Annotated in this window: 10 protein-coding genes and 1 tRNA gene; 9 read left to right on the top strand and 2 right to left on the bottom strand. The window is 64.2% G+C overall.

Going from position 1 to position 12,995, the window contains the following annotated elements; translation table 11 throughout:
- Nucleotides 1-12 precede the first annotated feature (12 nt).
- The gene (locus VN934_01355; protein ID HXM17439.1) at nt 13-777 is read right to left on the bottom strand and encodes a hypothetical protein; all 765 of its coding nucleotides are present in this window, start codon (nt 775-777) and stop codon (nt 13-15) included.
- A gap of 16 nt (nt 778-793) precedes the next feature.
- The gene (gene rpsT / locus VN934_01350) at nt 794-1,033 is read right to left on the bottom strand and encodes a 30S ribosomal protein S20 (protein HXM17438.1); all 240 of its coding nucleotides are present in this window, start codon (nt 1,031-1,033) and stop codon (nt 794-796) included.
- A 161-nt stretch (nt 1,034-1,194) separates the two neighbouring features.
- On the opposite strand from rpsT, the gene VN934_01345 reads away from it, so the two are divergent.
- The 9 genes from VN934_01345 to VN934_01305 all read left to right on the top strand — a co-directional run.
- Nucleotides 1,195-1,917: a hypothetical protein gene (locus tag VN934_01345; GenBank protein ID HXM17437.1), complete on the top strand. Its 723-nt coding sequence runs from the start codon at nt 1,195-1,197 to the stop codon at nt 1,915-1,917.
- The gene (glmM, locus tag VN934_01340) at nt 1,914-3,245 is read left to right on the top strand and encodes a phosphoglucosamine mutase (GenBank protein ID HXM17436.1); all 1,332 of its coding nucleotides are present in this window, start codon (nt 1,914-1,916) and stop codon (nt 3,243-3,245) included. The genes VN934_01345 and glmM overlap by 4 nt, the downstream gene beginning before the upstream one ends.
- A 230-nt stretch (nt 3,246-3,475) precedes the next feature.
- The gene (locus VN934_01335) at nt 3,476-4,264 is read left to right on the top strand and encodes an NlpC/P60 family protein (GenBank protein HXM17435.1); all 789 of its coding nucleotides are present in this window, start codon (nt 3,476-3,478) and stop codon (nt 4,262-4,264) included.
- 119 nt (nt 4,265-4,383) lie between these two features.
- Nucleotides 4,384-4,456, top strand: a tRNA-Gln gene (locus VN934_01330).
- 74 nt (nt 4,457-4,530) lie between these two features.
- A complete protein-coding gene (locus VN934_01325) occupies nt 4,531-5,100 on the top strand; it encodes a sigma-70 family RNA polymerase sigma factor (protein HXM17434.1) in 570 nt (189 codons plus the stop codon).
- A complete protein-coding gene (locus VN934_01320) occupies nt 5,097-5,930 on the top strand; it encodes an anti-sigma factor (protein HXM17433.1) in 834 nt (277 codons plus the stop codon). Before VN934_01325 ends, VN934_01320 begins: the two co-directional genes overlap by 4 nt.
- Before the next feature lie 38 nt (nt 5,931-5,968).
- Nucleotides 5,969-6,898 (top strand): malate dehydrogenase, encoded by a 930-nt coding sequence (gene mdh / locus VN934_01315; GenBank protein HXM17432.1) that lies wholly within the window; start codon nt 5,969-5,971, stop codon nt 6,896-6,898.
- Between the two features lie 143 nt (nt 6,899-7,041).
- Complete coding sequence (locus VN934_01310; GenBank protein ID HXM17431.1) at nt 7,042-9,228, top strand: ATPase, T2SS/T4P/T4SS family; 2,187 nt, start codon at nt 7,042-7,044, stop codon at nt 9,226-9,228.
- 222 nt (nt 9,229-9,450) lie between these two features.
- On the top strand, nt 9,451-12,995 hold a 3,545-nt coding region (locus VN934_01305; protein ID HXM17430.1), incomplete at its 3' end, for an MG2 domain-containing protein.

The following is a 12,995-nucleotide window of genomic DNA, read 5'->3' as shown; positions in this document are numbered from 1 at the left end:
AATTCTTGAAGTTTAGAAGGACGTGCCGAGGCCCAGCTGCAGCCCACCCATCGATGTCGGGGACGTGCCGTCAAAAGAGTTCGCGTGGAAATCGAAGCCTACGCGATAGATCAAGCCTGAGGCGTGGGGATGCAGCGCGATGCCGGCCTGCAGCGTCGTGATGCTGCCGCCGGCTCCGAGCTGGCGTGCATTCGGATAGAAGAAGAGATTGCCGTATGGCGACACGCTCTGCGCGAAATCGGGCATGAGCGACACGCCGACGCCGAAGCTGTTGGCTGAGGTGTTGTTCGTCGACCGCTGGAGTGAAACAAAACCGGCTCCGGCCCCGAACGCCGAATGCGACGGGCTGTAGAGCACGTGCGCTTCCGTGCGCGTCACGTACGGGTTGTCGCCGCCATGCACGTTGGCGCCGTTGAAGCGCAGCAGCGCGAGGAACTGTTGTGAAAGCCTGCCCGCCGCATCGATCGAGAAGCCGCTGGCGCCGGATGCTGGAAACGGCCTAGTCGTCGGTGACGGCGAGGCGACGTGGAGAGTGCCTCCGCGCGCAAAGAGCGCGTCGTAGCTGAAGAAGACGTAACCGTTGCCGCCGCGACCCGGCGTGGGCGTCGGCGCCGGGGTCGCAAATGGGTTCGAGGGCGACACGCTGCCCGTCGGCACGGCCGATGGGGTCGGGGTCGCAAACGTAGAGCCGTTACCGCCGGGCTGGTCCGCGCTTGAGATGACGGGAATCAAAGCCAAGACGGCGACGCAGGCGAAGAGCAGCGCGCGCGCGATCACCTTGCTTTGCAGTCGGTTATTTCTTCTTGGCAAGCTGCTTGGCGAGCCGCGACTTCTTCCGGTTCGCCTTGTTCTTGTGGATGATGCCGCGCGCCGCCGCCTTGTCATGCAGCGAGTCCGCTGCCTTCGCGTCCTCACCGCCGGCACTCACCGCTTTTTTGAAGGCGCTCTTGAGTTGGGTTTTCACCGCCAGGTTGCGTTTGCGGCGCTTGTCCGAGGCTCGAACCCATTTCTGGGCGGACCTGATGTTGGGCAACGAACGAATTCCTTTCGAAATGCAGTGCCGGGCGCTAGTCCGGAAAGTATGTCGTGTAACTTGCCTAGGGAAGTCGCGCGCTCCTTGGGGAAAGCATCGTCGTGGGCCACTTGTATATGCGGCTTGTCGCAATACCCGTTGTCGGCCCGAGTGCGGCTGCCTTGGCATCCTTGAAGGAGGCAGGCGAGCGGGTCGGGTCGGTGGGCGTGCTGAAGTTCGACGCCGATTTGCGCGCGATGATCATAAGCGTCCATTTGCGCGACACTCCACGATCGGCGCTTGCCGCGATCGCAGGAGCTCTGCGCAGTGTGGGCGATGAGACGATGCTGCGCTTCGAGTTGTTGGCGGAAGACGACGCGGATGCGCCCCCCGGCATCGAGCAAGACCTTGCCGGCGCCCTGGCAGCATTGGGAGAGGCGCTGGTCGTCCGGAGAACGGTGTCCGCCTCGGCTTGGGCGAGAGCGCGCCCGATCAAGGTCTTTTTCCCCGGAAACGAGCCGCGCATCGCCATTGAGATCGGCCGACCCACGGTGTTGCTGAAGGTGAGGCTGCCGGGCGTGCCCGCCCATGGACTGGTCCGGCTGACGGCGGCGGTGGCCGGCGTGGAGAGCGGGTTCAGCGATGTCGGCGCCACGCACGTGGTCGCGCAGGACGGAACCCTGTGTCTGCTGCTGGAGTTTTCCGACCTCGTGCGCGCGCCGCTGCACCGCGTTCTCGACGTGCTCGACATCGAAGCGCGACGTTACGGAGGCAGGCTGGGAGAAACGGAGCTGCTTTCGTACGTGCCGTTGAGAGCGTTGCTGGGCGCGCTCGCGGGCCGCCTGAACTTGTCCGTGGTCGAAAGGCAGATCATCGAGACGCATCTGCGCGAGCTGCCGGCGTGAATTCACTGTTCGGCACCGACGGCGTCAGGGGCGTCGCCAATGAATTCTTAACGCCGGAACTGGCGTTCTCGCTCGGCCGCGCCGGAGGCCACGTCCTCAGCGTGCACGGAGCGCACCGCCCGGTGTTGGTAGGCCGCGACACGCGCTGCTCGGGTCCGATGCTCGAAGCGGCGCTTTGCGCGGGCCTGAGTTCGATCGGGCTCGTCGCGTGGAAGCTCGGCATCGTCCCAACTCCGGCAGTCGCGTTCCTCACGCGGCATCTGAATGCAGCGGCGGGCATCATGATATCCGCGTCGCACAACCCTATCCAGGACAACGGGATCAAATTCTTCGCCGCCGACGGCGGCAAGCTCGACGACGCGCTGGAAGACGAGATCGCGGCGAAAGTCGCCGCGCACGAATCGTTGCCGCGCCCGGCAGGCGCTGCCGTCGGCGAAATCCTCGAACGGCGAAGGGTCGTGCGCTCCTACGAACACCACTGCGTGGCGCTCGGGCGGCCGCTCGGAGGAAAAACCGTCGTCGTCGACGGCGCCTACGGTTCGGCATACGACATCGCGCCGCGCGTGTTGCAGGCCTTGGGAGCGAAGGTCGTGCCGCTGCACTGCAAGCCGGATGGACGGCGCATCAACGTGAATTGCGGATCCACCGACTTGAGCACGCTGCGCGCAGCCATGGCAGCGTATCCCGGAAGCGTGGGCGTAGCCTTTGACGGCGACGCCGACCGCGCGCTGTTCGTCGACGAGCGCGGCGGCGACGTGTCCGGCGACCACGTGCTCGCGATTTGGGCGAAAGAGCTAGCCGCCAAAGGGCAGCTGCCCGAGAACACGATCGTCGCTACGGTGATGAGCAACTTCGGATTGGAGCGCGCGTTGAAAGACGCCGGCGTGAAGCTCTTGCGAACCGCGGTGGGGGATCGCTACGTTCTCGATGCGATGCATCGCGGCGGCTACCGCATCGGCGGCGAGCAGTCAGGTCACATCATCGATCTCGAGGCGAACTCGACCGGGGATGGGATCGCGACGGCCGTCAAGCTGCTTTCGCTCGCCGCGGACACCACGCTGCATCAACTCGCGAGCGGCATGCGAGTTTATCCGCAAGTGCTGCTCAACGTTCGAGTGGCGGACAAACGCCGCTTCGAGGACGACCCACGGGTGAAAGCAGCGATCGAAAGCGCGGGCAATGCATTGAAGGGCACCGGGCGCATCTTGGTTCGGCCATCGGGGACAGAGCCGCTCATCCGCATCATGGTAGAGGGGCCCGATCGCGCACAAGTCGAGCGGCTCGCCAAATCGGTGGCCGAACAAGTAGCGGCATCGGAGTCTGCCTGAAGAGCGGCATCGGATGCGGGTCACACGATGTGGGTCACACATATGTGGAACGGCAGGAGGCACGAGCACCCGGCCGAAGCAGGGGTGCAGGCGTGACGCGCCTTGGACGCGGCGCTTTCGACTCTTAGGGATCTCACTCTAGGCGACTGACCAAGCAACTATAGTGACGCGGGTCCGCCACCGGCCCGCCGATATCCCGATAATAACGCAGTCAACCTAAAGAGGGTGCATTGCAAAGACGCATAGCGTTTCTTTTCTTTAGCCTCGTGGTGCTCAGCGCGACTCCGGTCATGGCCCGGCCCGTATATCATACGGTCGTGTCCGGCGATTCGCTGTGGACGATCGCGCAGCGGTACGACGTCTCCCTGAACGCGCTGGAGAAGAGCAACAATCTCTCGGACGCGAGCATCTTGCAGCTCGGCCGTTCGCTGATCGTGCCGGGCTTGGCCGCACCGGAGCCCAGCAAGGCCAGACCGCATCATGCGAGCGCTATCCCGGTTTGGCATAAGAGGCTGGTACGCATCGCTCGAGCGGCCGCGAAATCCGATGATATGGCTGCCCTGCAAGCCCTGTGGAGCGCCACGCACACCGGCGTCGCCCCAGCCGACTTTCCGGGCACAACCCCGTTCAAACTGGCCGATCGCGCCCTCGCGCTCGATGCTCGGATCACGCGGACTGCGATGCGCTACCTCGGCGTTCCTTACTCGTTCGGCGGAACGAGCTTCGCAGGGATCGACTGTTCGGGCTTCGTCCAGACGGTCTTTGAGAGGAACGGCATACCGCTGCCGCGCATGGCGGACGAGCAATTCGGCGTGGGCCGCCGTATAGCGACCAGTCTCTTGATGCCCGGCGACCTCGTATTCTTTGAGACCTACACGGCCGGCGCGTCGCACGTGGGGATCTATGTGGGCAAAGGGCAGTTCATTCATGCCTCAACGCGGGGCGTGCGGATCGATCCGCTGTCCATGAACTACTATGCAAGCCGCTATCTCGGCGCCCGCCGCGTCAGCAAGATCTAGGTCTCGCCCGCGCAGGACTCGTCGAGCCGGATCGTACGGTCCGGCTTTCGCCTTTTCAAGACGCCCCGGAGTCGGCGGAAATCGTCGAAGCCCGATGGAACCAAGCCGTATGAACGCATTGGGGCGTAGCCAAGTTGGTAAGGCACCAGCCTTTGGAGCTGGCATGCGAAGGTTCGAGTCCTTCCGCCCCAGCACCGCATGGCTGCAGCCTTATGAACTCATCTCCCTCTTGAGACGTAGTCTCTAAAGAAGAGGGAATAAATCTGATGCCGGATCGGTCGGACGAGGATCTGATCGCCGCGCTGGCGCGCGGCGAGGTTTCCGGTTTGGAAGAGCTCTACGACCGCTACAATAAGATCGGCTATTCGCTGGCGTATCGCATCGTCGGCGAGCGCAATTCAGCCGAAGACGTGCTGCAAGAGGCCTTTCTGGCCGTCTGGCGCCAGGCCGGCTCGTTTCGGCGGGAACGCGGCAGCGTCCGCACGTGGCTGCTTTCGGTCGTCCATCATCGCTCCATCGACAAACTGCGCGCGAGCGCGTCAACGAGCGCAGCGTCGCCGCTTGACGAGCTGCCGGACACTCCCGCCGACGAGCCGGGCGTGTGGCAGCAGGTCTGGGCTGAGCTGCGCGGCGATCTCGTGCGCAATGCGCTGGACGACCTTCCGGCCGAGCAACGCAAGAGCATCGAGCTCGCGTACTTCTCCGGCTACACGCACGTGCAGATCGCCGAGCTCATGGGAGTGCCGCTCGGCACGGTCAAGGGCCGGCTTCGTCTAGGCCTGCTGAAGCTCAAGGGCTACCTCGAAGGTCAAAAGCTCGGCGAGGCTGCGACATGACCCAACTCTTCCACGTCTTCGATATGACCGCGCCGTACGCGCTCGGGGCGCTTTCGCCCGAAGACCAGCTGGTCGTGCGCGAGCACATCGCGGCGTGCGAGCCGTGCCGGGTCGAACTCGCGGAGATGCAAAACGTAGTGGGAATGCTTCCGCTCGCGTGCGAGACCGCGCAGCCGGACGACGAGCTCAAGCGCAGGTTGGTCGCCGCGGCGCAAGGCGAGATCAAAGCAAAGACGATGTTGAGGCGTCGAAGCCGGACAAACGCCGGCAGCGGCGAACGCGCGGGTGAGCCCGGCGCGCTGTGGCGCTATGCGCAGTACTGGCTCACCGCGGCGGCCGGCTTGGCGGCGATCGTGGCCGTCTTCATCGCGATGAATCAATCACACGAACGGGAACGCATGGCCCACGCGCTCGCGCAAGCGACGGCGCGCGTGACGGCGCTGGAGGCGGCGAACACCGAGCTCGCCGCGAAGGCCGAGCACGGCCACGACGTCATGGCGTCCCTCGCTACCGGTTCGTACTGGGAGATGGGCCGCGGACAAGACGCAACCGGACGCACCTGGCATAGCACCGTCGTGCAACCAATGGACGAGAACAAGAACGGCATGGTGATGGCGTCGGTGCCCAATGCCCCCAAAGGCATGAGTTACCAATTGTGGGTCGTGCGCAACGGCCAGGCGCACAGCGCGGGCGCGGTTCAAAAAGGCGGCATGACGATCATGGATCTGCCGATGCCGCTGCGCAAGGGCGACATCGTGGCCTTCAGCATGGAACACGGCGCGGGCACCGGAATCCCGACGAGGCCGTTTTTGATGGAGACCGCGATCTAGACGACCGGCACTGCAACGAGAGTGGACAAGGGGTGATCATGCGAAAGAAAGTCACGATCGTGGGCGCCGGTAATGTCGGCGCCACCACGGCCCACTGGTTGGCCCAAAAAGAACTCGCCGACATCGTGCTCGTGGATGTCGTCGAGGGCATACCGCAGGGCAAGGCGCTCGATCTGCTCGAGGCGTTGCCGGTGGAACGCAGTAACGTCGACGTCGTCGGCAGCAACGACTATGCGCCCACGAAAGGTTCCGACATCGTGGTGATCACCGCCGGCTTCCCGCGCAAACCCGGCATGAGCCGTGACGACCTGCTGAAGGCGAACGCCGAGATCGTGGGCGCGGCCACCAAGGCCGCCGTCGCCGGTTCGCCGGACGCCATTCTGATCATCGTCACCAATCCGCTGGATGCGATGTGCGAGGTGGCGCGCCGCGTCAGCCGGCTGCCGCGCGAGCGCATCATCGGCATGGCGGGCGTTTTGGATTCGGCCAGGTTCTGCACGTTCATCGCGCAAGAGCTGAAGGTCAGCGTGGACAACGTGCACGCGTTCGTGTTGGGCGGGCATGGCGATCAAATGGTGCCGCTGCCCCGCTACTCCACGGTGGCCGGCATTCCGATCACGGAACTCATGGACGCGGCCGCTATCGATCGGCTGGTGAAGCGCACCGCAGGCGGCGGCGGCGAGATCGTCGCCTTGCTCAAGGCAGGAAGCGCCTACTACGCGCCGGCGCGTGCCATCGCTGAGATGGTCGACGCGATCCTCAAGGACAAGCACAAGATCTTGCCTTGCGCAGCGTTCTTGCAAGGCGAGTACGGCATCAAGGACCTCTTCATCGGAGTTCCGTGCAAGCTGGGAGCCAAGGGGCTCGAAGAGATCGTCCAAATCAAGCTCACGCCGGCCGAGCAAGCGGCGCTCCAGAAGTCCGCCGAGGCGGTCAAGAGCCTCGTGGAGGCGCTGCCGGCCGGGTAGGCAAGGTGAAACCGTCGTCCGAAAGTGACGATAATCACAGTAGGGTGGGGCGCGGGCATGCCCTTGTGGGCATTGACCTAGAGAAAGCGCTCCGACTTCGCGCGCAGGAAGCGTTCCGGGCGGGGCCCGGAAAGTAAGGGTTCATGTCAGCAGCACGTGCACAGAGCAGCCAGCCGGCTCGGACGATGAGGGGAAGCAAAGAGCTCTTCCCCGACCTTCCGAAAGCCGAGCGCCGCTTTAAGCGGCGCCGCATGCGTTTGTCCGTCACGATTCGGACCAACGACGGCCGCGTTGCCATGGGCGAGACCACCGACCTCAGCGCCGGCGGCATGCGCTTCGAGTCCCACAACGAGCTGAAAATGGGAGACGTGGGTTCGGCGCAGATCCGCCTCACCGGAAGCGACATGGTGCGCGTGCCGGTCGAGATCGTGTGGCACAACGCCATCGACCCGCAGGAGCACGAGTACGGCATCAGTTTCGGCGACATGGTGGCCGCCGATCGCTTCATGCTGTTCGAAACGATTTATTCCCCAGCCAACGGGACCAAGGGTTTCGCGGACAGCAACATCGATCCCGACGACGACGTGCCCCGCATCGGCGCCGAACCCATCACGCCGGCGCATTATCAATATTACTTGCGGCTGCTGCGGCGCATCGACCAGGTCCACAAGCTCGATGCTTCCGCCATCGACAAGATCTTCTATGCTCGCCTCCTGCAGGGGCGTAACCTGCGCGACGTGCTCACCGAGTTTTCGATCACGCCGCGCGAAAGCGTTGATCAATTCCTCAGCGATCTCTATCACGTCCCGTTCATCGATTTGACGCGGATCCGGCCGGACGAGGGCGAAGCGGACGTCATCCCCGAGCACATGGCTACGGATCGCTTGATCGTGCCGGTGCGCCGCGAAGAGGAAAAGTTCATCGTGGCCATGGCGGATCCGAGCGACTTGCTCGCGATCGACATGCTCAACCATCGCGTGAAGATGACCCTCGACGTGCGCTTCGCGCTCATCGAAGATGTCGCAAACGCGATCAACAACCTGTATCACGCGGCATCGCTGCACTCGGTGGACCGGCTGCTCGATTCGGTGCCGGAGACGTCCGGAGCGCTGGACGCCTTTGCGGGCATGGGCGAGGTCGAGGATCTCGAAACGCTGCGCAAGCTTTCGGACACCCAGCCGATCGTCCAGCTCGTGGAATCGCTGCTGCGGACCTCGGTCGAGGACCGAGCGAGCGACATCCACCTCGAACCGTTCGCCGACAAGGTGTCCGTGCGGTTCAGGCTCGACGGCGTGTTGCGCGAACTGCGCACCCTGCCGAAGCGCCTGTACCCCGCCGTGGTGTCGCGCATCAAGATCATGTCGCGCATGGACATCACCATTCGCCACGTGCCCCAAGACGGCGGCATGTCCATGCGTTACCAGCGCAAGGATTTCGACTTGCGCATCTCCTCGATGCCGACCGTGTACGGCGAGAAGATCGTGATCCGGCTGTTGGAGAAGAACCCGATCTTCAAATCGCTGAAGTCCACGGGATTCTCGGAGCGCAACTACGACGCGATCGCCCCGCTGACCAGGCGGCCCTACGGCATGCTGCTGTGCTGCGGTCCGACCGGCAGCGGCAAGTCGACGACCTTGTTCGCCGTCCTTCAAGAGATCAACGACGGCACCACCAACATCACCACGATTGAAGAGCCCGTCGAGTATCGCGTCGCCGGCGTCAATCAGGTCGAGATCCAGCTCAAACGCAATTTGACCTTCGCCTCGGTGCTGCGCGCGATTCTGCGCCAGGACCCGGACGTGATCTACGTCGGCGAGATCCGCGATCGCGAGACCGCCGACTTGGCGGTGCGCGCGGCGCTCACCGGCCACTTGCTGCTATCTACCCTGCACACGAACACCGCGATCCAGGCGATCGCGCGACTGGTGGATATCGGCGTGGATCCCGCGATGATCGCCTCATCGCTGCTCGGCGTCGTCGGTCAGCGCTTGATGCGGCGCATCTGCGATCGCTGCGTCGAGGACTACGAAGTGCCGCTGGAAGAGCAGGTGGTGCTGCAGGAGATGGTGCCGGTGGCGACGCCTAAGGTGTTACGCCGGGGCCGCGGCTGCGAGCGCTGCCACGAGAGCGGTTATCACGGCCGCCTCGCGGTGCATGAAGTGGTGGTCGTGGACGAGGGTCTGCGACGCCTGATAGCGCGGGGCGCGGATTCGGGCCAGCTGCTGGATTACGTCACGTCGCGCGGCTTCACCGACTTGCGCGACGATGCGATCGGGCGCATGCTCTCAGGCGAAACGACTTTGCGCGAAGTCCTCCGGGTGACGGCCTAGGTCCTAAAGGCGCCGCACTGAACCTTTGTGCGGCCTATCCCGACATACTACAGGACCTTTATGCTGCGTTCTGAACCTCTCGCCATGCCTCTTGGGCGCGCCTTAGCAAGGGCGTTGCTGGCCATACCGGTCGGCTTGATGCTGGCATGGTGGCCATCGCCCCTTCCGAGCTTCGCTCGGAACGCTACATTGGTTCTGGCGCGGAACACTACATTAGATCCGGTGCCCGGGGTTGCGGAGCTAAAGCCACCGGCGCGGCCGGCTTGGATCGAGCAGATCAGCCCGCTTGGCGACGTCGACACGACGGCGCAGATCCGCGTCCGCTTCTCGGATCCCTTGATCCCGGTGGAAGCGATCGAGAGTCCCGACCAGCAAGCCGCCCTGCGTGATTTCGCCACCGTGCCTGCTTTGCCGGGGAAGTTCCGCTTCTTGACCCCGCGCATGGTCGGATTCCAGTCAGACCGCCCGTTCCCGAAGGCGACGCGCATCCGCGTCGTCCTCAAAGCAGGACTAGCCGACCTGCGGCATCACCGGCTTGCACGCGACCTCGCGTGGACGATCGCCACCGAACGCATAGCACTGTCCGGATTGCCGGGCTCGAACGGCAACGGCGGGCTGGAGGACACCGTCGCGCAAGGCGGCTTGCACCCGAGCATCGCGATCGAATCCAACGTCGAGTTGGATATCGACTCGTTGCGCCGCCTGACGTCATTGCGGGCGGAGTCCAGCGGCATCGCCGTGCCGCTGAAGATCGCGGTGCAGAAGTCAAAGCCGCAGCCGATTCCGTTGGGGCGCTTTGAGTTCGGACCCGTCCGCCCCATCAGCCTGAGCTGGACGTACACGATCGAACCCGCGCAGCCGCTGCAGAAGGCCACTCGCTACCTGCTCCGGGTGGGGCCCGGGTTGCAGCCGGCGCACGGCAACATCCCGAGCGACCACGCGTTTCTTGGAAGGATCGAGACGTTTCATCCGCTGGTCTTCAAAGGGATGGAATTCGTCGGCAAGCCGGAGAGCTACGGCACGGCGAGCAGGTTCGCCGGCGGCACGCCGCAGCTGGATTTCAACAATGCCGTGCGGGCCAAGTCGGCCAAGGCGAACTCGACAGTGCGCGCGGCTTCGGGCGCGCCGATCGCCGGCGCGATCAACCCGACCGAAGATTCGAGTTTCATCGCCGTTGACGACTCGAAGCTTGCGCCGGCGACCGATTACACGATCCATGTGGATGCCGGGCTGACCGACCGGTTCGGCCAGCAGCTCGGCTCAGGACTCGATCTGCATTTCAAGACGAGCGATCTCGCTGCCGCGTTCTGGGCGCCGAGCGGGTTCAAGATTCTGCCATCCGATCTAGCGCTCAAGCCGCCGGTGGCGGGATTGAATCTCCCCGACAAAGCCTACACCTCGACGCACCGCGTACTCCAACCAGCCGACATGGTGCGCCGACGCCAGCCTGACCTTCCGGACCCGAAGACATGGACGGACGCAGGTTTGAGCGCAAGCGTGAATCAGAAGGCGCTAGGCACGCTGCCTCTTTCCCGCTGGCTGGGCGCCTACGGCATGCTCGCCTACGGCGTGCAGGCACGCACGAATCCGTACCTCCAGGACGGCAAGACGCAGTGGCAGCACCCGACCTTTTACGGAATGGTGCAGGTCACCAACCTCGGGGTTCTGGCGCAGTGGTTCCCCAAGAGCGGTATCGTGCGGGTCCACCGCTTATCCGACGGCGCTACGGTCGCGGGCGCATCGATCAGCGTCTACAAGAACAGCAGCTCCGGCGAGCCGCAAGTGTGCGCGTCCGGGAGCACCGATAGTGCCGGCTCGTTCTCGCTCGACGCAACCGAAGCTCAAGCATGCTCGGCGGATTCGAGCAACGGTTACGCCCCGGGGTTGTTCGTGGTCGCCAGGGAGGGGCGCGATTGGGCATTCGCGGGAACCGAGTCCTACGGCTATCAATACGGCTTTTACTCAGGATGGCAAACGGATGCTCCCGAGGCGCGCGGCGTCATTTTCTCCGACCGCGAGCTGTACCAGCCAGGCGAGCGGGCCGCGTTCACCGGCATGGCTTATTACCTTCAAGGCGACGTTCTCGCGCGCGCGGATAATGTCGCCTTCGATGTCACCCTCGTCGGCCCCGATGGTCAGAAGATCGCGCTGGGTCAATACACGACCAACGCGTTCGGCACGTTCTCGATCGCGTTACCGCGGTCACCCGCGCAAGCCTTGGGCTCTTGGACGATCGCGGCCAAGAGCGCGAGCGGACTTGAGCTCTCGGGCTCGTTCCGCGTCGCCGAATTCAAGCCGCCGAACTTCAAGACGGAGCTGACTCTCGACAAAGAATTCGCGTTTGCGGGCGACAGCGTCGTCGCGATGAGCCAGAGCAATTATCTGTTCGGCGCGCCCGTCGACGGCGGCAAGACGGAATACCACGTCACCCGCGGGCAGACGTACTTCTCGCCGCCTGGTTGGGACGGTTATGCATTCGGGCGCCAGTGGTTCTGGCCGGAGCAGCCGCCCAAGATCTCCTCAGAGGTCCTGAGCAAGACGCTCACCGCGGATAAATACGGACGAAGTTCTCAAGCGGTGCCGGTGGGCCACGATCTGCCGTACCCGGTCTCCTACAGCGTCGACGCCTCGACGTCGGACGCATCGAACTTGTCGGTCTCGGACACGAAGGCGTTCACCGCACTGCCCGGACACGCGTTCATCGGATTGAAGAGCGACTGGGCGGGCAAGGTGAACGCGCCGCTGCCGATGTCGGTGATCGTGACCGACGACAAGGGGGGCGCCGTCGCGAACCGGCAGGTGCATGTGGAGCTGCAGCTTTCGACCTACAGCAGCGATTACAAGCACGTGCAGTACGCGACCGTCGATCAGACGGACGTGCGCTCCGGGAACGTTCCGCAAAGCGCTGCCCTCACGCCGAGGGCGCAAGGCGTGTATCGGATCAGAGCGCAGTTGAGCGGCGACACGTCTGCGGAGACCGATGTCGAGGTCTACGTCGACAGCGGGGGCCCGCAGCACGAGCAGAAGACCATCGACCTTGCACAGCCTTCGTACAAAGTGGGCGACACGGCAACGGCTGTCGTGCGCTCGCCGTACGACGACGCTACGCTGTATTTCTCGGTCATCCGTTACAACACGTTGTTCCAGCAAACACTTGACGTGCCGCGCGGCGTCACACGCGTCGCCTTCCCGGTCGGCGAGAGCATGCGTTTGGGCGCGGCGGTGCAAGCCGTGCTCATCCGTCGCGGCGCGCCGCTGCATACGCTGCCCGCCGGCAGCCTCAAGAGTTTGAGCGAGATCGGTTTCGCGCGCTTGAGCGTCGATCAGAAAGATCGCTATCTCAAAGTCAAAGTGACGCCGCTGCACGACGTACGCGAGCCCGGCGGCGAGCAGGCGGTGGACTTCGCCGTGACGGATGGACAAGGCCGTCCGGTGAGCGGCCAGCTGAGCGTGCTCGTGGTGAACGATGCGATCCTGCAGCTCAACGGCTACCGTCCACCCGATCTGGTCGACACGGTGTTCGCGGAAGGCACGGTCTCGACACGGCTCGGCGACAACCGGCCGATCGCGGTTCTCTCGCAAGCGAGCCTGCAGCCGCCCCAAGGATGGGAGCGCCAATCAGGCGGGCTCACCACCCTGGGCACCGTCACCACCAGGAGCATGTCGGACTTGTCCAGGGCGATGCCTGTGCCGATGGAGGGCGCTGCGATGGCGAAAGCCGCGGCGCCGGGAAGTCCGTCGATCCGCGTTCGGAACAATTTCCAACA

The sequence above is a fragment of the Candidatus Tumulicola sp. genome (assembly GCA_035601835.1).
In the GTDB taxonomy this organism is placed as follows: domain Bacteria; phylum Vulcanimicrobiota; class Vulcanimicrobiia; order Eremiobacterales; family Eremiobacteraceae; genus DATNNM01.
This window is presented reverse-complemented; position numbering and strand designations above follow the sequence as displayed.